The sequence below is a fragment of the Pseudomonas sp. QD4 genome (assembly GCF_049199125.1).
Taxonomy (GTDB): Bacteria; Pseudomonadota; Gammaproteobacteria; order Pseudomonadales; family Pseudomonadaceae; genus Aquipseudomonas.
On sequence record NZ_JBLZOM010000009.1, the window covers coordinates 48,752 to 66,232 of the forward strand.

17 protein-coding genes are annotated in these 17,481 nt (G+C 63.7%); 10 read left to right on the forward strand and 7 right to left on the reverse strand.

Annotated features, from left to right (window positions below; all coding sequences use genetic code 11):
* The first annotated feature begins 163 nt into the window (after positions 1 to 163).
* The 7 genes from gshA to ACOZJV_RS31645 all read left to right on the forward strand — a co-directional run bounded on the left by gshA (position 164) and on the right by ACOZJV_RS31645 (position 6,325).
* The gene (gshA, locus tag ACOZJV_RS31615; RefSeq protein ID WP_421549319.1) at positions 164 to 1,747 is read left to right on the forward strand and encodes a glutamate--cysteine ligase; all 1,584 of its coding nucleotides are present in this window, start codon (positions 164 to 166) and stop codon (positions 1,745 to 1,747) included.
* A 161-nt stretch (positions 1,748 to 1,908) separates the two neighbouring features.
* A complete protein-coding gene (gene tauA, locus ACOZJV_RS31620; protein ID WP_020299806.1) occupies positions 1,909 to 2,886 on the forward strand; it encodes a taurine ABC transporter substrate-binding protein in 978 nt (325 codons plus the stop codon).
* A 27-nt stretch (positions 2,887 to 2,913) separates the two neighbouring features.
* Positions 2,914 to 3,708: a taurine ABC transporter ATP-binding subunit gene (gene tauB / locus ACOZJV_RS31625; RefSeq protein ID WP_078469277.1), complete on the forward strand. Its 795-nt coding sequence runs from the start codon at positions 2,914 to 2,916 to the stop codon at positions 3,706 to 3,708.
* Entirely contained in the window at positions 3,705 to 4,544 is an 840-nt protein-coding gene (gene tauC / locus ACOZJV_RS31630) for a taurine ABC transporter permease TauC (RefSeq protein ID WP_078469276.1), read from the forward strand. Before tauB ends, tauC begins: the two co-directional genes overlap by 4 nt.
* 180 nt (positions 4,545 to 4,724) lie before the next feature.
* Positions 4,725 to 5,558: a taurine dioxygenase gene (tauD, locus tag ACOZJV_RS31635; protein ID WP_020299803.1), complete on the forward strand. Its 834-nt coding sequence runs from the start codon at positions 4,725 to 4,727 to the stop codon at positions 5,556 to 5,558.
* A 96-nt stretch (positions 5,559 to 5,654) separates the two neighbouring features.
* Positions 5,655 to 5,900 carry a FitA-like ribbon-helix-helix domain-containing protein gene (locus ACOZJV_RS31640; RefSeq protein ID WP_078469275.1) on the forward strand — a complete coding sequence of 82 codons (246 nt, stop codon included), beginning with the start codon at positions 5,655 to 5,657 and terminating at the stop codon, positions 5,898 to 5,900.
* Positions 5,897 to 6,325 (forward strand): type II toxin-antitoxin system VapC family toxin, encoded by a 429-nt coding sequence (locus ACOZJV_RS31645; RefSeq protein WP_421549320.1) that lies wholly within the window; start codon positions 5,897 to 5,899, stop codon positions 6,323 to 6,325. The genes ACOZJV_RS31640 and ACOZJV_RS31645 overlap by 4 nt, the downstream gene beginning before the upstream one ends.
* Before the next feature lie 57 nt (positions 6,326 to 6,382).
* Here the strand turns inward: ACOZJV_RS31645 and mgrA are convergent, their stop codons facing one another.
* The 3 genes from mgrA to ACOZJV_RS31660 form a co-directional block, all read right to left on the reverse strand.
* Positions 6,383 to 7,420 (reverse strand): L-glyceraldehyde 3-phosphate reductase, encoded by a 1,038-nt coding sequence (gene mgrA, locus ACOZJV_RS31650; RefSeq protein ID WP_078469273.1) that lies wholly within the window; start codon positions 7,418 to 7,420, stop codon positions 6,383 to 6,385.
* Positions 7,421 to 7,492: 72 nt separating this feature from the next.
* Complete coding sequence (locus ACOZJV_RS31655; RefSeq protein ID WP_078469272.1) at positions 7,493 to 8,827, reverse strand: LLM class flavin-dependent oxidoreductase; 1,335 nt, start codon at positions 8,825 to 8,827, stop codon at positions 7,493 to 7,495.
* Between the two features lie 84 nt (positions 8,828 to 8,911).
* On the reverse strand, positions 8,912 to 11,170 hold the full coding sequence (locus ACOZJV_RS31660) for a TonB-dependent receptor (protein WP_421549381.1): 2,259 nt from the start codon (positions 11,168 to 11,170) through the stop codon (positions 8,912 to 8,914).
* Positions 11,171 to 11,377: 207 nt separating this feature from the next.
* On the opposite strand from ACOZJV_RS31660, the gene ACOZJV_RS31665 reads away from it, so the two are divergent.
* A complete protein-coding gene (locus ACOZJV_RS31665) occupies positions 11,378 to 12,424 on the forward strand; it encodes a LacI family DNA-binding transcriptional regulator (protein WP_421549321.1) in 1,047 nt (348 codons plus the stop codon).
* A gap of 126 nt (positions 12,425 to 12,550) precedes the next feature.
* Here ACOZJV_RS31665 and ACOZJV_RS31670 read toward each other — a convergent pair whose 3' ends face one another.
* The 3 genes from ACOZJV_RS31670 to ACOZJV_RS31680 form a co-directional block, all read right to left on the reverse strand.
* Complete coding sequence (locus ACOZJV_RS31670) at positions 12,551 to 12,952, reverse strand: type II toxin-antitoxin system HicB family antitoxin (RefSeq protein ID WP_043230523.1); 402 nt, start codon at positions 12,950 to 12,952, stop codon at positions 12,551 to 12,553.
* A 29-nt stretch (positions 12,953 to 12,981) separates the two neighbouring features.
* Positions 12,982 to 13,164 (reverse strand): type II toxin-antitoxin system HicA family toxin, encoded by a 183-nt coding sequence (locus tag ACOZJV_RS31675; RefSeq protein ID WP_421549322.1) that lies wholly within the window; start codon positions 13,162 to 13,164, stop codon positions 12,982 to 12,984.
* Between the two features lie 105 nt (positions 13,165 to 13,269).
* A complete protein-coding gene (locus tag ACOZJV_RS31680; protein WP_421549323.1) occupies positions 13,270 to 14,160 on the reverse strand; it encodes a LysR family transcriptional regulator in 891 nt (296 codons plus the stop codon).
* Between the two features lie 132 nt (positions 14,161 to 14,292).
* Here ACOZJV_RS31680 and ACOZJV_RS31685 point away from each other — a divergent pair, with 132 nt between their 5' ends.
* Both ACOZJV_RS31685 and ACOZJV_RS31690 read left to right on the forward strand, forming a co-directional pair.
* Positions 14,293 to 15,033, forward strand: coding sequence for an SDR family oxidoreductase (locus ACOZJV_RS31685; protein WP_421549324.1), 741 nt, complete (start codon positions 14,293 to 14,295; stop codon positions 15,031 to 15,033).
* Between the two features lie 95 nt (positions 15,034 to 15,128).
* Positions 15,129 to 15,386: a hypothetical protein gene (locus ACOZJV_RS31690; protein WP_421549325.1), complete on the forward strand. Its 258-nt coding sequence runs from the start codon at positions 15,129 to 15,131 to the stop codon at positions 15,384 to 15,386.
* A gap of 42 nt (positions 15,387 to 15,428) precedes the next feature.
* On the opposite strand, the gene betT is transcribed toward ACOZJV_RS31690, so the two are convergent.
* Positions 15,429 to 17,393 (reverse strand): choline transporter BetT, encoded by a 1,965-nt coding sequence (gene betT, locus ACOZJV_RS31695; protein WP_020299791.1) that lies wholly within the window; start codon positions 17,391 to 17,393, stop codon positions 15,429 to 15,431.
* Positions 17,394 to 17,481 lie beyond the last annotated feature (88 nt).

Sequence of the window (17,481 nt, forward strand, 5' to 3'; positions counted from 1 at the left end):
ATTTTTTGCCGGCGCCAGAGCCAGATTCAAGGATGGAGTGTTGGCGTTTCCAGATGAGCCCATGGGCTTACGAACAAGGCGAAAACGCCAGTTTTAACTTCACCCTTGTAGACCGTCCTGCCCACCCCCATATTGGGGCGACTGACGCGTGAAGGAATCCAACTTGAGCGAACTTCTCAACCGCCGCCTGGCTCTGCTCGGCGAGCGCGCTAACCTATCCCTGCTCGAGCAGTGCCTGCACGGCATCGAACGTGAATGCCTGCGTGTGACCGGCGAAGGCCGCCTGGCACAGACTCCGCACCCGGAGGAACTGGGTTCCGCGCTGACCAACGAACAGATCACCACCGACTATTCCGAGTCGCTGCTGGAGCTCATCACTCCCGCGCTGCCTGATCCGGCAGACACCCTCAGCAGCCTCGACAAGATTCACCGCTTTGCCTACAGCAAGCTCGGCAACGAGTACCTGTGGAGTCCATCGATGCCGTGCCCGTTGCCGGCCGAGGAAGATATTCCGATCGCCTACTACGGCACCTCCAACATCGGCCAGCTCAAGTACGTGTATCGCAAGGGCCTGGCCCTGCGCTACGGCAAGACCATGCAATGCATTGCCGGGATCCACTACAACTTCTCGCTGCCGGAAAAGCTCTGGCCGCTGCTCAAGGAAGCTGAAGGTTTTGTCGGCACCGATCGCGATTACCAGTCCACTGCCTATATCGCGCTGATCCGCAACTTCCGCCGCTACAGCTGGCTACTGATGTACCTGTTCGGCGCCTCGCCGGCGCTGGACGCGGGCTTCCTGCGCGGGCGCTCGCACCAGCTTGAACAGCTGGACCCGGACACCCTGTACCTGCCCTACGCCACCAGCCTGCGCATGAGCGACCTGGGTTACCAGAGCAATGCCCAGGCCGGCCTGACGCCCTGCTACAACGATCTGGCCAGCTACACCGACAGCCTGCGCGAGGCCGTGGCCACGCCTTACGCGCCCTATGTGGCAGTCGGCACCCACAAGGATGGCGAGTGGGTACAGCTCAATACCAACATCCTGCAGATCGAAAACGAGTACTACTCCAACATCCGCCCCAAGCGCGTGACCTACACCGGCGAGCGGCCGATCCAGGCGCTGATGGCCCGTGGCATCCAGTACGTTGAAGTGCGCTGCCTGGACATCAACCCGTTCCTGCCCATGGGCATCGACCTGCAGGAAGCCCGCTTCCTCGACGCCTTCCTCCTGTACTGCGCGCTGAGCGACAGCCCGCTGTTCGAGAACAACGAATGCGGCAATGCCACCTCGAACTTCCTCAGCGTGGTCAAGGAAGGCCGGCGCCCAGGCCTGCAATTGCAGCGCAAGGGCCAGGCCGTGGACATGAAGGAATGGGCAGCCCAGTTGCTGGAGCAGATCGCGCCACTGGCCGCCCTGCTCGACCAGAGCCATGGCGGCGACGCCCACAGCAAGGCCCTGGATGCGCAACTGGCCAAGGTCAAGGATTCGTCCCTGACCCCATCGGCCCAAGTGCTGGCGGCCATGCAGGAACGCAAGGAGAGCTTTACCCAGTTCTCCCTGCGCCAGAGCCAGGCCCACGCCGAGTTCTTCCGCAGCCCGGGGCTGGGCAAGGAAGAACAGGCCGCGTTTGAAGAAGCGGCGCGCAAATCCCTGGCGCAACAGGCTGAGCTGGAGCAGAACGAAGTCGGTGATTTCGATGTGTTCGTGGGTTCCTACCAGGCCAGCATCCTGGCCATCAGCAACTGAAACCGTGGCGAGGGAGCTTGCTCCCTCGCCACAACAGCCTCCGGGCCAGGTCCGCGTACTTCCCCTCATAAGCTAATGCAAATAAGTTATTTATTTCTGCATTCTTAGATCATTTAGTCTCCTCCCACGCCGATCACCGGCCGCCTATGAGGAGCACCTCCATGAAACTGCATTTCCCCCTTCGCCTCCTGGCGGCCGCTTCCCTGGCGGCTGCGAGTCTGTTCGCCCAGGCGGCCGACTTTACCGTTGCCTACCAGACCACCGTCGACCCGGCCAAAGTCGCCCAGGCCGACGGCGCTTATGAAAAAGCCACCCAAGCCAAGATCGACTGGCGCAAATTCGATAACGGCGCCGACATCATTGCCGCCATCGCCTCCGGCGACGTGCAGATCGGCTACCTCGGTTCCAGCCCCCTGACCGCGGCAATCACCCGCAAGGTGCCGGTACAGACCTTCCTGATCGCCACCCAGATCGGCGCGGCCGAAGCCCTGGTGGCTCGCGAAGGTTCGGGGATCAAAGGCCCGCAGGACTTGATCGGCAAGAAAATCGCCGTGCCCTTCGTCTCCACCGGGCACTACAGCCTGTTGGCAGCGCTCAAGCACTGGAACATCGACCCTTCGAAAGTACAGATTCTCAACCTGGCCCCCCCGGCGATCATCGCGGCCTGGAAACGCGGCGACATCGACGCGACTTATGTCTGGGATCCGGCACTGGGCGTGGCCAAGGAAAACGGCAAGGTGCTGATCACCTCTGGCGAACTGGCCAAGTTCGGCGCTCCGACCTTCGATGCCTGGATCGTGCGTAAGGATTTTGCCGAGAAGCACCCGGAAATCGTCACGGCTTTCGCCAAAGTCACCCTGGATGCCTACGCCGATTACCGTAAAGACCCACAAGCCTGGCTGGCCAATCAGAGCAATGTCGACAAGCTGGTGAAACTCTCCGGCGCCAAGGCCAGCGACATTCCGCTGCTGCTGCAAGGCAACGTCTACCCACTGGCCGCCGATCAGGTCATCAGCCTGGGCGCACCGACCACCAAGGCCATCACCGACACCGCGGTGTTCCTCAAGGAGCAAGGCAAGGTTGAAGCCGTGCTGCCGGATTACGCGCCCTTTGTCAGCGCCAAGTTCATCACTAACTGAAACCCGTCGGGAGAGGAGATAGCCGTCATGGCCTTGCTACAACTGGAGCGCATCAGCGCACAGTACCCCGGCGCGGCCGAGCCGGTGCTGGCGGATATTTCCCTGAGCCTTGGGCCACAGCAACTGCTGGTCGCCCTGGGCCCCTCGGGCAGCGGCAAGACCTCGCTGCTGAACCTGATTGCCGGGTTCGTCGAGCCCAGTGCCGGGCGCATCACCCTCGATGGCGTGCCCATCAAGGGGCCGAGCGCCGAGCGCGGCGTGGTGTTCCAGGACGATGCCCTGCTGCCCTGGCAGGACGTGCTGGCCAACGTCGGCTTCGGCCTGGAGCTGGCCGGCATCGCCCGCGACAAGCGCGAAACCCGCGCCCGGGAAATGCTTGCCCTGGTGGACCTGGCCGGGTTTGACACGCGACGTATCTGGCAGCTTTCCGGCGGCCAGAAACAACGCGTCGGCCTGGCCCGCGCCCTGGCGGCCGACCCACGGGTACTGCTGATGGACGAACCCTTCGGCGCCCTCGATGCCTTTACCCGCGAACAGATGCAGGAGCTGCTGCTGCAAGTCTGGCAGCGCACCGCCAAGCCCACATTCCTGATTACCCATGACATCGAAGAGGCGGTATTTCTCGCCACCGATCTGATTCTGCTGGCGCCCAATCCGGGGCAGATCGTCGAGCGCCTGAGCCTGGACTTCGGCCAGCGCTACGCGGCCGGTGAATCGGCGCGGGCCATCAAGTCTGATCCGCGTTTTATCGAAACCCGCGAACACGTGCTGTCCAGAGTGTTTTCCCAACGCGGCGCCGCCGAGCGCCAGGAGCGCGCATGAGCAGCTACCAGATTCCCGCCACCGCGACCGCCCCTGCCCAGCCCACCGCGGTGATCCCCGTGCGCCGCAACCTGAGTACGCGCTGGATCAGCCTGCTGACCCTGGTCACCCTGCTCGCCCTGTGGTGGGCAGTGACCGCCAGCGGCTGGATCGAGCCCCTGTTCCTGCCGCCGCCTGCTGCCGTGCTGCAAAAAGGCTGGCTGCTGGCAACCAGCGGCTATATGGATTCCACCCTGTGGCAGCACCTGGCGGCGAGCCTGCAACGCATCGGCCTGGCCCTGGGCTTTGCCGTGCTGACGGCGATTCCGGTGGGCATCGCCATCGGCGCCAACCGCATCGCCCGTGGCGTGCTCGACCCGCTGATCGAGTTCTACCGGCCGATTCCACCCCTGGCCTACCTGCCGCTGATCGTGATCTGGTGCGGCATTGGCGAGTTGTCCAAGGTGCTGCTGATCTATCTGGCGATCTTCGCCCCGATTGCCATCGCCACCGCCACCGGCGTGCGCACCGTGGATCCGGCCAAACTGCGCGCGGCGCAGTCCCTGGGCGCGACCCGGGCACAGCTGATTCGCCATGTGATTTTGCCCAGCGCCCTGCCGGATATCCTCACCGGGGTACGGATTGGCCTGGGTGTGGGCTGGTCGACCCTGGTCGCCGCCGAATTGATCGCCGCCACCAGCGGCCTGGGATTCATGGTGCAGTCCGCAGCGCAGTTCCTGGTCACCGACGTGGTGGTGCTGGGGATCCTGGTCATCGCCCTGATCGCCTTCAGCATGGAAATGGGCCTGCGCGCCCTGCAACGCAAACTCGTGCCCTGGCACGGCCAGTCCCACTGAACCCCTGTAGCCGCTGCCACAGGCTGCGCTGCCCCCCAAGAACACCGTGAGTGTGTCAGGTGTACACAGGGCGTTCTCCAGGGCCAGCGCAGCCTATCGACAGCGATTACGGGTCCGTAGACCGGCAATGACACGCTATCTGACCACGCCACTCCTTCGGCGCCGACTTCGAGAATGACCATGAGCCTGACCATCACCCCCTTAAGCTCCGCCCTCGGCGCCCAGATCAGTGGCGTCGATCTCAGCCAGCCGCTGAATGTGGAACAGCGCGATGCCATCGAGCAGGCGCTGCTCAAGCACCAGGTGCTGTTCTTGCGCGACCAGCCGATCACCCCGCAGCAGCAGGCGCGGTTCGCAGCGAATTTTGGCGATCTGCACATTCACCCGATCTACCCCAATGTGCCGGAGCAACCCGAGGTGCTGATCCTCGACACCGCCGAAACCGACGTGCGCGACAACGCCATCTGGCACACCGACGTCACCTTCCTGCCGACCCCGGCCCTGGGCGCCGTGCTCAGCGCCAAGCTGCTGCCGGAGTTTGGCGGCGACACCCTGTGGGCCAGCGGCATTGCCGCCTATGAGGCCCTGTCGGCGCCGCTCAAAGGGCTGCTGCAGGGCCTGACCGCGACCCACGACTTCACCAAGTCCTTTCCCCTGGAGCGCTTCGGCAATACCCCCGAAGACCTGGCGCGCTGGGAACAGACCCGGCGCAACAACCCGCCCCTGTCCCATCCGGTGATCCGCACCCACCCGGTCAGCGGGCGCAAGTCGCTGTTCGTCAACGAAGGCTTCACCACCCGGATCAACGAGCTGTCGGAGACCGAAAGCGAAGCCATTCTGAAACTGCTGTTCGCCCACGCCACCCGCCCGGAATTCACCATCCGCTGGCGCTGGCAGAAAAACGACGTGGCGTTCTGGGACAACCGCGTGACCCAGCACTACGCCGTCGACGACTACCGCCCACAACGCCGGGTGATGCAGCGCGCGACCATTGTCGGGGATGTGCCGTTCTAGGACGGCCACCACCGCTGGTACGACCAACGGCCCGTCCTCTGCGAACAAAACGATTATGCTCGCAATGATTTCATTGATTGCACTCGGAGCATGCCCATGGCCAGCCTCACCATCCGCAACCTGGACGATCAGATCAAAGAGCGCCTGCGCATCGAGGCCGCACATAACGGCCATTCCATGGAAGAAGAGGCGCGGTTGATTTTGCGCAGGGCGCTGACTAAACCCTCGAACGATCAAGACCTGGCCAGCCGGATCCGCTCGCGCTTTGCGGGTCTTGGCGGGGTCGAGCTTGATCTGCCTGAACGCAAGGAGCCGGGACGGTTGGTGGATCTTGGCCAATGATCCTGCTCGATACCAACGTGCTCTCGGAGCTGATGCGACCCAAGCCCGAACCGACGGTTGTCCTGTGGATAAGCACGCAACGCACCGATGACCTGTGCATAAGTTCGATCACCATGGCCGAGATTCTCCACGGCGTGGCGCGCCTGCCCAACGGCCAGCGTCAACGGGACCTCCACGAGTCGGCCATGATCATGTTCGAAGAGGATTTCGGCGAACGGATACTGCCCTTCGATACCCCCGCAGCCTTGTACTACGCCCACCTGATGACCACCCGAGGTCAAGCCGGACGCCCCATGAGCATGGCCGATGCGCAGATCGCAGCGATCTGCCGCACCCACGACGCCGCCCTGGCCACGCGCAATATCAGGGATTTCGAAGAGTCGGGCGTCGACCTGATCAATCCCTGGCGGCCGCTGGAGATTTAGCCTCCCGCCGCAGCACTGAACGCCGACCCGCCGGGCCGGCGCCAGCCCCATTGAGGCCTATTCGGCGGTCGACGGTTTTTCCCAGAGGTTGATCCCGCCTTCCAGGGCAAAGCGATCGATTTCCGCCAGCTCTTCAGCGCTGAAGTTCAGGTTCTGCAACGCCCCGACGTTTTCGATGATCTGCTCCGGGCGGCTCGCGCCGATCAGCGCCGAGGTCACCCGCGGGTCGCGCAGGGTCCAGGCCAGGGCCAGTTGCGCCAGGCTTTGGCCACGGCGCTTGGCAATTTCATTCAAGGCGCGGACGTGGGTGATATTGGCCTCTGACAGATGAGCCGCCTGCAGCGAGCCACCCCCCGGGCGGTTGACCCGCGCATCTTCGGGGATGCCGTTGAGGTACTTGTCGGTCAACAGCCCCTGGGCCAGCGGGGTGAACGCAATCACGCCCGCACCCAGTTCCTCGGTGGTGTCCAGCAGGTCTTTTTCCACCCAGCGGTTGAGCAGGTTGTAGGCCGGCTGGTGGATCAGCAGCGGCACTTTCCACTCCTTGAGCAGGGCCGCGATCTCGCGGGTCTTGACCCCGGAATACGAGGAGATGCCGATGTACAGGGCCTTGCCCTGCTGCACCGCCGTGGCCAGGGCGCTGGCGGTTTCTTCCAGCGGGGTGTCCGGGTCGAAGCGGTGCGAATAGAAGATATCCACGTAGTCCAGCCCGAGGCGCTGCAGGCTCTGGTCGAGGCTGGCCAGCACGTATTTGCGCGAACCGCCGCCCTGGCCGTAAGGGCCCGGCCACATGTCCCAGCCGGCCTTGCTGGAAATGATCAACTCGTCGCGGTACTGCTTGAAGTCTTCACGCAGCAGGCGGCCGAAGTTGATTTCGGCGCTGCCGTAGGGCGGGCCGTAGTTGTTGGCCAGATCGAAATGGTTGATGCCAAGGTCAAAGGCGGTGCGCAGCAGCGCGCGCTGGGTGTCGATCGGCGTGCTGTCGCCGAAGTTGTGCCACAGGCCCAGGGACAGTGCCGGCAGCACCAGCCCGCTGCGGCCGACGCGGCGGTAAGGAATGGAGTCGTAGCGGTTTTCGGCAGCCAGGTAAGTCATCGAATCCTCTCTCGTTTGGGTGTTGCTGAAACTTGGATTTACCGCGGTCGCCGCCTTGCGGCAACCCCGGCGTCATTGAGGCTGAAACTGATTGTTCGGCCGCGCCAGCCCCAGGTTCTCCCGCAGCGTGCGGCCTTCGTATTCTGTTCTGAACAGGCCACGGCGTTGCAGTTCCGGGACCACGCCCTCGGCAAAGTCCTGCAACCCTCCCGGCAGGTGCGGCACCAGCACGTTGAAGCCATCGGCAGCGCCCTCTTCGAACCAGGCTTGCAGCTCGTCGGCAATCTGCGACGGGGTGCCGATCAGGCTGTAATGACCGCGGCCGCCGGCGATTTTTCGCCCCAGTTCGGCCAGGGTCAGGTTGTCCTTCCCAGCCAGATCGGTGAGCAGTTTCTGCCGGCTCTGCTGGCCGCTTTCGGTCAACGGCAACTCAGGCAACGGGCCATCCAGCGGGTAATGCGACAGGTCGAAGTTACCCAGCATCCGCCCGAGCAAAGCCACGCCCACCTCAGGCTCGACCAGTGCCTGGAACGACTCGAACTTGTCCCGGGCCTCGCTCTCGCTTTGCCCTACCACCACAAACACCCCCGGCATGATCTTCAGTGATTCAGGGCTGCGCCCGTACTGCGCCAGGCGCCCCTTGAGGTCGGCATAGAACGCCTGGGCACTGGCCAGGGAGCTTTGCGCGGTGAACACCACTTCGGCGGTCTGCGCCGCCAGCTCGCGGCCGATAGGCGACGAGCCGGCCTGGACAATCACCGGGTAGCCCTGGGGCGGGCGCGCCACGTTCAGCGGCCCCTGGACCCGAAAGTGCTCGCCCCGGTGGTTCAGCACATGCAGCTTGGCCGGGTCGTAGTACTGGCCGCTGGCCTTGTCGCGGACAAAGGCATCGTCCTGCCAACTGTCCCATAGCCCGGTGACCACCTGATGAAACTCCCGGGCCCGGCTGTAGCGCTCAGCGTGACCGATGTGCTGGTCGCGCCCGAAGTTCTGCGCTTCGGCGGCATTATCGGAAGTCACCAGGTTCCAACCGGCCCGGCCACCCGACAAATGATCCAATGATGCGTACTTACGTGCTACGTGGTACGGATCGTTATAACTGGTCGAAGCCGTGGCAATAAGCCCTATATGCTGGGTCACAGCGCTCAAGGCAGAGAGCAGGGTCAGGGGCTCGAAGTGGTCTGAACGCGCCATACGGCTGGCGATGGCGCCTGTTGGCGCGGCGATGCTGTCGGCCACGAACAGCGCGTCAAACAACGCGCTCTCGGCAATCTGCGCCAGCTGCTTGTACGCGGCAAAGTCCAGTCCGGCGTCTGCCGGTACGTACGGGTGGCGCCAGGCAGCCACGTGATGGCCTGTAGCCATCAAAAACGCACCCAGCTTGAGTTGGCGAGCAGGTTGGGTCATGCAGCACTCCTTGATTCACGCATAACGGGGCGCAGCAGCCGGGCCCGAGAGCAGGACGCACTCCCGGGCCAAGCCGGCCGCTCCTTAGAAATCCTTGCGCAGCTGTACACCGAAGTAACGCTCGTCATCCCGTGGTACAGCGCGGTAAATGTAGCTGCCGCCGCTGGCCAGCAAGGGCGAATAGGACTTGTCGGCCAGGTTCTTGCCCAAGAGGGCCACGCGCCAGCCGTTGCTGTAGTCGGCCAGGGCCACGCTGGCGTTCCAGATGCCGTAGGCGCCCTGTTTGGTGTCGACGTTCTGGCTGATGTCGTACTGCACCTCGCTTTGCCAGCTGTAGTCGGTGCCCAGTTCGATATCCAGACCGTTATCCAGCGGGATGGTGTAATCGGCACGCACGTAGCTTTTCCAGTCCGGGCTGAAGGGCAGCGGCTTGCCATTGACGTTGCACGAGGCCGCCGCACCCGCGGGGCAGGCGAACTCATCGATGCGCGCCCGGGTGTAGGCCAGGGCCCCGGACAGCTTCAGTTGCTGGGTGGCCTGCAACGCGTAGTCCAGCTCGACCCCCTCAGTGCTGACGCTGCCGGCGTTGATCAGGCGCGTCACGACTTGCCCGGCCACGGTGTCGAAGAAGTTGGCCTGATAGTTGTCGTAGGCGCTGTGGAACACCGCAAGGTTGGTGGTCAGGCGATTGTTCCAACTGGTGGCCTTGATCCCGGCCTCCCAGGTATTGGAGGTTTCCGGCTTCAGCGCATCGGTGTCACGCGGCTGCATATTGAAGAACACGTTGTAGGCCGGGCCCTTGTAGCCACGGGAATAGGTCAGGTAAGTGGTCACCGTGTCGCTCAGGTCGTATTGCAGACCCAGGCGCCCGGACCAGCCGTCTTCATCCACCGAGCCGGAGCTGCTGGTGGCCGGCTGGATGCCGCTGACCTGCACCGCCGAGGTGGAACTGCGGCGGTGCTCGTATTCCAGCTGGTCATGGGTCCAGCGCAGGCCGGCGATGCCCCGCAGGCTGGAGGTGAAGTTCAGGGTGGTCTCGCCGAACGCCGAGTAGCTGTCGCTGCGGGTGCTGTAGTCGGCAATGCCGCGGTTGACGCTGGTGGTCGTGGTCAGGGTGCGCCGGTAGGTTTCTTCATCCTTGCCATGCATGTAGAACACGCCGCCGACGTACTCCAGGAACTGCCCCTTGGGTGAAGCCAGGCGCAGCTCTTGCGAGTACTGGTTGAAGTCCAGGTCGCCCTTGTCGGCGGTGCCGGGGAAGGCTGCGGTGACGGTGCCCAGGCGGTCGCCATCCTGGTACTGGGTGTTGTTCCAGCCGCGCCAGGCGGTGATTGAGGTCAGGGTGTAATCGCCCAGGTTCCAGTCGAGCTGGGCCGACAGGCCCTTGTTGATGTCTTCGACATGGCTGCGGGTGTCGGTGCTGATATCGCGGTTGTCACTGCTGGCCCGCACCGGGTTCAGGGCACCGGCAAAAGCCGGCGTCAGCGCCTTGCTCACCACGCCATTGGGCGCGTCGTCATGGGACTGCATGTAGTCGGCGGCCAGGGTCAGCTTGAGGTCGTCACTGGGGGTGAATTCCAGCTTGCCGCGCACGCCTTTGCGGTTGTAGCCGTTGACCTCCTGACCGTTGTGCTGGTTGTCGACGTTACCGTCGTAGCTGCCAAACAAGGTGGTCAGCGAGCCCTTGAGCGTATCGGGAATCAGGCTGCCGCCGATGCCGAAGCGGGTGCGGCTTTCATTGCCGCTGTAATAGCCCTGGTCGATATAGCCGCGGGTCTCGGCGGTGGGCGCCTTGGTCACGATGTTCAGCACCCCGGCCGACGCGTTCTTGCCGAACAGGGTGCCTTGGGGCCCGCGCAGGACTTCGATGCGCTCCAGGTCCAGCAGGTCGAGGGTGGCCTGGCCCGGACGGGCGTAGACCACGCCGTCGATCACGGTGGCCACGGTCGGCTCGACGCCCGGCGACGTGGAAATGGTGCCCACGCCACGAATGAACAGCGAGGTGTCCTTGTTCGAGGCACCGGTGCGGAAATTCAGCGACGGCACCTGCTGCACGATGCTCGCCACGCCATTGCGGTTGTCCCGCTCGAGCTGTTCGCCATCCACCACCGAGACTGCAACCGGCACTTTTTGCAGTGACTCTTCGCGGCGGGTGGCGGTGACGGTCACCGACTTCAGGGTTGGCTCCTGCTCTGCGACAGCGGTCGCGGGATCAGCGGCATATGCCCCCGGCAGCGGCAGTGCGGCCAGCCCTGCCAGCAACCAGCCCAGGTGCGGCCGGCGCGGTGTGGCGGCGCGAATCGATTGCGCCAGTTTTTGCTGATCCCCAAGAATGTTATGCATGGTCTGCCTGCTGGAAAAATGCCCTGAACCGCTGCCGATCTGCGCCGGCAGCGCCTGAATATCTGTCTTGGGCATTCGCTCGAGCGAGTAGCAGACACGACGCCTTGTTAGCGCTAACATCGGCAGTATCTGCAAGACGGTCATAGACCGTCCAATACTGAAAAATTACTTTTATATGCTTTTTGGTTTGAATAAAGGATCGCGCCCTTGACCACCGAGAACACTCCAGGCCGCAAACGCCGCGGCGCCGGACGGGTGACCCTGAACACCGTGGCCAGGCAGGCCGAGGTCTCGGCCATCACCGTATCGCGCTACTTCAACCAGCCCGAGAGCGTGTCCGCCGAGCTTCGCGAACGCATCGCCCAGGTGGTGGCGGAATTGGGCTATGTGCCCAATCTGGTGGCCGGCGGCCTGGCCTCGGCACGGGGCAGGATCGTGGCCATGGTGATCCCGAACATCTCCGGGCCAATCTTTGCCAGCACCATCCAGGGCTTCAGCGACACCCTCAGCCGCCATGGCTATCAACTGCTGCTGGCCTCCAGTTATTTCGACGTGGCCCAGGAAGAAAGCGCCGTGCGGGCCTTTCTCGGCTGGTCACCGGCGGCGCTGGTGCTGACCAGCCACTTTCATAGCCCGGGCACGGAGAAGATGCTCGCCGAGGCCGATATCCCGCTGATCGAAACCTGGGATTACCAGCCGGATCGGGCGCCGGTGCAGATCGGATTTTCCCATCATCAGGTCGGGGTCAGCGCGGCGAACTACCTGCACGGAAAAGGCTATCGACGCATCGCTTTCGTGCTCAACAGCGCGCCCGGCGACCTCAGCGCCCTGGAGCGCAGCGAGGGCTACGCCGCCACACTGCGCGGGTTAGGGCTGGAACCCTGGATCTTTACCCCGGACGCCGACCGCGCGCCGTTCGAGGCCGGCAAACAGGCGATGCACGCGCTGATGCAGGCCAGCCCGCGACCTGACGCAATCATTTTCGCCAACGACAACCTGGCCGCCGGCGGCTCGCTGGCTGCGCAACGGGCCGGCCTGCAGATCCCCGCCGATTGCGCGGTACTGGGCTTTGGCGACTACCCTTTCGCCGAGATGCTGCTGCCCAGCCTGAGCACCATCAAGCCACCCGCCCTGGAGATCGGCGTACTCGCCGCCACCCGCGTCCTGCAGAGCCTGGGCGTGTTGCCGGTGGCAGACGAAGTACAACGCCTGAACCTGTTGCAGTGCCAAGTGATCGAGCGCGAAAGCACCTGACTTCTGCTGGGCTGTGGGTGCTGCCGCAGGCTCGGGGGGCGTTCGGATGCCGGTTGTACACCTGACACTTGAACGGCGATCTGGAGGACCAGCGCAGCCTCGCGCGCTCGGCAGCGGGTACGGCGGCTACAGGGCGAGCTCGCGCAGGGCGGCGGCGGCGAGGAAGCCGGAGCGCGAGCGGTAGCGCTGGTCGCGCTTTACGGTCTGGTCGATGCGCTCCAGCAGTTGCTCGGGCAAGGTGGCGTTGAAGCGCACCGACTTGCCGAAATAGGGCGCCACATCAAACTCCACCACGCCCCATACGCCCCCCGCGTAGTCGGGGTTGTGCAGGTGGTCGTCAATTTCATGCACCTGGGGCAGCGGCTCGCCATCGGCCACCAACCCCTCGTAGTGCAGGGACAGGGCCTCCTTGATGTTCTCGAACGCCAGGGACACGGTTTTCCCGGCGGAAAAACAACCCGGCACATCCGGGACTGTCACGCCGTATTCGGAGTCGGCGTCCTTGTGCAGTACGACTGGGAATTTCATGACGTTGGGCTCCTCTTGCAGGTCGCAGCTCATCTCAAGCCCGCCTGTCTCAATATGCTGTTGATCGTGCCCCTGGGCAGATCCGAATCAGGAAGCGGAACCGTCACCCGCCCCGGCCTGTACGGATGCCGGTACTGATGGTGACTGCCCTTGATTGCAACCCGATACCAACCATTGGCCTCGATCATCCTGATCATGTCGCGACTGCGCATATCCCTGCCCTTCGATACCCATCGAACAGGCACTCTAACCAACAGCCAGAGACTAATACACACTATACACATCAAGCAATCAAATTTTGCCGGGCGGGCGTCCGTTCAATCCGCCTGGGCAAACACCTGCGCCAGCCAGTCGACAAACACCCGGACCCTGGGCGACATATGGCGATTGTGCGAGTAGAGCACTGACACCGGCATCGGCGGCGGTGGGGTCTCGACCAGGATTTCCTGCAACAGGCCCTGGGCCATCTGCTGCGCGACGCCGTAATGCGGGCACTGGATGATGCCCAGGCCGGCCACCGCCGACGCCTTGTAGACCTCGGCGCCGAACACTGAAAGCGCACCGTCGATGGCCACTTCCTGCCGTTGGCCCGCCACCATGAATTCGAACGGGAACAGCTTGGCCGTGGTGCGCGATACGTAGTTCACCGCGCGATGGTGGCTCAGATCGGCAAGGCGCTCGGGCTCGCCAAAGCGCCGCAGGTAATCGGGGCTGGCACAGGTCACCTGGCGCAGGTTGGCGACCCGCCGGCCGATCAGCGCCGAATCCCCGAGGGTGCCCGCCCGCAGCACGCAGTCCACGCCTTCGGCGATCAGGTCGACAAAACGATCGGATTCGCTGAGCGATAGCTCGATCTGTGGATAACGCGCCATGAATTGCGGCAACGCCGGAATCACAAAGTACTTGGCCAGGGTCCCGTGCAGATCGACCCGCAGCAGCCCCTTGGGCACCACTTCGCGAAACGCCAGCTCGGCCTCCTCCAGCTCCGCCAGCAACTGCACGCAACGCCGGTAGTAGGCCTCGCCATCCAGGGTCGGGCGCACCCGGCGCGTGCTGCGTTCCAGCAACCGCGTCCCGAGCCAGGCCTCGAACTGGTTGAGGGTGTGGGTCAGGGTCGCCCGCGGCAGGTTCAGGTCCGCGGCGGCTAGAGTGAAACTGCTGCGCTCGTAGATGCGCACAAAAACCTTCATCGCCTTGACCTGATCCATCAGCACCTCCAGAGCTTCGATTGTTGGCGATTATTGAACAGTCAAGGCAACTTCGCTGCATTTATCGATCCGGGCAACCATGTGAATCTGCTGCCACACCCACATCCACCTTGAGCCACAGGAACCTGAACCATGACCACTGAACAACGCAAAGTAGCCATCGTCACCGGCGCCTCCCGCGGTATCGGCGCGGTGATCGCCCGGCAGTTGGCGAGCCAGGGTTTTGCCGTCGCGATCAATTACGCCAACAGCGCCGACGAAGCCTCAAGGCTGGTGGTGGAGCTGCGCCAGGCCGGGCACCAGGCCATCGCGATCAAGGCCGACGTGGCCAATGGCGAGGACGTGCGTCGGCTGTTCGATGAGACCGAAGCCAAGCTGGGCAAGGTCGATGTACTGATCAACAACGCCGGCATCCTCAAGGTCCTGCCCCTGGCGCAACACAGCGACGAGCTGTTCGAGCAGACCTTCGCCATCAACACCCGAGGCACTTTCAATACCCTGCGCGAAGCCGCCACGCGCCTGAATGACGGCGGCCGCATCGTCAATTTTTCCAGCAGCACGGTCGGCCTCAACCTGCCGGGCTATGCGGTGTACATCGCCAGCAAGGCCGCGGTGGAATCCCTGACCCAGGTGTTCGCCAAGGAACTGCGCGGGCGCAACATCACGGTCAACGCCGTGGCGCCGGGGCCGGTGGCGACCGAGCTGTTCCTGCAGGGCAAGAGCGAGGAGCAGATTCAGGCCTTCGCCAAGATGCCGCCCCTGGAACGCCTCGGCCAGCCGGAAGACATCGCCCAGGTCATTGCCTTCCTGGTGAGCCCGGCGGCGGATTGGGTGAACGGGCAGATTTTGCGCACCAACGGCGGGCTGGTTTGAGGTCGAGCGCGGCGCTGGGGCCTATGCTCGTTGAAGGGTGCGCCACGGCCGCCCTGTCACTGGCCAGCCGGTTTTCCCATAGGGCGGTATCCATCATGCACACCACCATCGTCATCACCTTCGGCCTGCTTCTGCTGGCGCTGATGCTGTTTATCGGCAACAAGATCGGTATCAACCGCCAGGCCCTGACCTACAGCTTCGTCGGCCTGTGGCTGGCACTGACGGTGATCAACGGGACGGTGGGTGTAGTCACCGCCAACCAGCCCCTGCGCTCGGAGCTGGTGGTCGGCAGCCTGGTGTTCGTGGTGCCGGTGGTGGCCTTGGCCCTGTATCTGCTGTCGACCCGGCCCTGAAGCCGTGCCGGGGAGCCTGTGCCCCCGCCACGGCGCCCCCGATCAACGCACCAGGTGCAGGAACTGCATATGGCGTTCGTACTGGTCGAGGATGTCGTTGATGATCTGCTCTTTGGTGTAGCCCATCAGGTCGTAATCCTGGCTGCCCTCGCTCAGGTGCACCTCGGCCCGGTAGTAGCGGCGGTTGCGCAGCTCTTTCGGGCCCATGCCGCCACGGGCAAAGGACGGCGTAAAGTAACCGCGCATCTGCACCTGGTAGATGAACGGATGCTGGTCGCCGTGGCCGATCTCGAGGCTGACGTTGTCGTTGGCCGGGTCGGGCTGGGTCACCACATTCAGACCCTTCTCGACGAACACCGCACTCACCTCTTCGATCGCCGGGCGCACCGTCTGGTCGAGGAAGCGGTACACCTCGTCACGCGATGGAAAGTGCACCGCCTGGCTCAGGCGCTGGCGCCAGCCACCCTTGCCCCGACGCGACGAGGCCGCCACCGGTGCCAGGGAATGCAACTGGGCGATGCGCTTCTGCGATTCGAGGTAGAAGGCCTTGTGCAGCCCCCACATCATCAGCAACAGAATCAGCGAGAACGGCAACGAGGTCAGCACCACCGCTGACTTGAGCGAATCGATGCTGCCGGCGAACAACAGCGCGCTGGTCACCAGCGCGGTCATCGCGCCCCAGAACACCCGCAGCCATTTCGGCCCGTCTTCATCGGCACTGCCGCCCTTGGCCGACAGGGTCGAGAGCACCACGGTGCCGGAGTCGGCCGAGGTGACGAAGAACACAAAGCTGATAAACACCGTGACCGCAATCACGGTCTTGCCCCAGGGGTAGGTTTCCAGCAGCAGGTAGAGGGTCATCGACGGGTTGTCGAGCGCGCTCATGCCCAGGGCGCTCATGCCGTGGTTGAGCACCTGATCGATGGCGCTGTTGCCGAAGATCGACATCCAGGCCAGGGTGAAACCCAGGGGAATCAGCAGCACGCCGAAGACGAACTCACGGATGGTGCGGCCACGTGAAATCCGTGCGATGAACAAGCCCACGAATGGCGACCATGCAATCCACCAGGCCCAGTAGAACACCGTCCAGCCACCCAGCCAGTCGCTGGGTTTGTCGTAGGCGTAGACGTCGAAACTCTTGGTCGGCAGCGCGCCGAGGTAGTCGCCGATGTTCTGGATCAAGGTGTTGAGCAGGTGCTGGGTCGGCCCGGCGAACAACACGAACAGCAGCAGCGCCACCGCCAGCAGCATGTTGATGTCGGACATCACCCGCACGCCCTTGTCGACCCCGGCCACCGCGACCAGGATCGCCGCGCCCATCATCAGGGTGATCAGGCCGACCTGGATCCACTGGGTATGAGCGATGCCGAACAGGTAATCCAGCCCGGAGTTGAGGTGCAGAACGCCAAAGCCCATGTCGGCGCCCAGGCCGAACACCGTGGCGATGATGCCGAAGCCATCCACCGCATAGCCGATGGGGCCGTTGATGCGCTTGCCGATCAGCGGGTACAGCGCCGAACGCAGGGCCAGCGGCAGGTTATGCCGGTAGGCGAAGTACGCCAGGGCCATGCCGACGAAAGCGAACACGCCCCAGCCGTGCAGGCCCCAGTGCAGGAACAGCAACTGCATGGCCTGGCGCGCGGCGTCGGCGGTGCCGGCCTCGCCCTGGGGCGGTTGCAGCATGTGGGTCAGGGGTTCGGAGACGCAGAAGAAGAACAGGGTGATGCTGATCCCGGCGGCGAACAGCATGCCGGCCCAGGACAGGTAACTGAATTCGGGTTCGTCGTGGTCGGCACCGAGCTTGATCTTGCCGTAGCCGGACAAGGCGGTGACCACCACGAAGACCAGATACAGGGTCATCGCCAGCATGTAGTACCAGCCGACCGTGTTGGCCGCCCAGTTTTGCGCTGCCAGGAGCCAGGCGCCGGCCTGTTGCGGCAGGGTGATGACCACCAGGCCGAAGATCAGGATAAAGCTCGCCGCGAAGTAGAACACCGGCGGATTCATGCGAATTTGACTGTTGACGGGAGTAGGCGACGCACTCATGAAAGGTGCACCTCAAACGGGTTGGACGTGGCTGAAATAAACGGACTCA

Excerpts from the sequence above, each read along its gene's own strand:
- tauA (WP_020299806.1), top strand. The coding sequence starts at position 1,909 with ATGAAACTGCATTTCCCCCTTCGCCTCCTGGCGGCCGCTTCCCTGGCG.
- tauB (WP_078469277.1), top strand. The coding sequence starts at position 2,914 with ATGGCCTTGCTACAACTGGAGCGCATCAGCGCACAGTACCCCGGCGCG.
- tauC (WP_078469276.1), top strand. The coding sequence starts at position 3,705 with ATGAGCAGCTACCAGATTCCCGCCACCGCGACCGCCCCTGCCCAGCCC.
- tauD (WP_020299803.1), top strand. The coding sequence starts at position 4,725 with ATGAGCCTGACCATCACCCCCTTAAGCTCCGCCCTCGGCGCCCAGATC.
- ACOZJV_RS31640 (WP_078469275.1), top strand. The coding sequence starts at position 5,655 with ATGGCCAGCCTCACCATCCGCAACCTGGACGATCAGATCAAAGAGCGC.
- ACOZJV_RS31645 (WP_421549320.1), top strand. The coding sequence starts at position 5,897 with ATGATCCTGCTCGATACCAACGTGCTCTCGGAGCTGATGCGACCCAAG.
- mgrA (WP_078469273.1), bottom strand. The coding sequence starts at position 7,420 with ATGACTTACCTGGCTGCCGAAAACCGCTACGACTCCATTCCTTACCGC.
- ACOZJV_RS31655 (WP_078469272.1), bottom strand. The coding sequence starts at position 8,827 with ATGACCCAACCTGCTCGCCAACTCAAGCTGGGTGCGTTTTTGATGGCT.
- ACOZJV_RS31660 (WP_421549381.1), bottom strand. The coding sequence starts at position 11,170 with ATGCATAACATTCTTGGGGATCAGCAAAAACTGGCGCAATCGATTCGC.
- ACOZJV_RS31670 (WP_043230523.1), bottom strand. The coding sequence starts at position 12,952 with ATGAAATTCCCAGTCGTACTGCACAAGGACGCCGACTCCGAATACGGC.
- ACOZJV_RS31675 (WP_421549322.1), bottom strand. The coding sequence starts at position 13,164 with ATGCGCAGTCGCGACATGATCAGGATGATCGAGGCCAATGGTTGGTAT.
- ACOZJV_RS31680 (WP_421549323.1), bottom strand. The coding sequence starts at position 14,160 with ATGGATCAGGTCAAGGCGATGAAGGTTTTTGTGCGCATCTACGAGCGC.
- ACOZJV_RS31685 (WP_421549324.1), top strand. The coding sequence starts at position 14,293 with ATGACCACTGAACAACGCAAAGTAGCCATCGTCACCGGCGCCTCCCGC.
- ACOZJV_RS31690 (WP_421549325.1), top strand. The coding sequence starts at position 15,129 with ATGCACACCACCATCGTCATCACCTTCGGCCTGCTTCTGCTGGCGCTG.
- betT (WP_020299791.1), bottom strand. The coding sequence starts at position 17,393 with ATGAATCCGCCGGTGTTCTACTTCGCGGCGAGCTTTATCCTGATCTTC.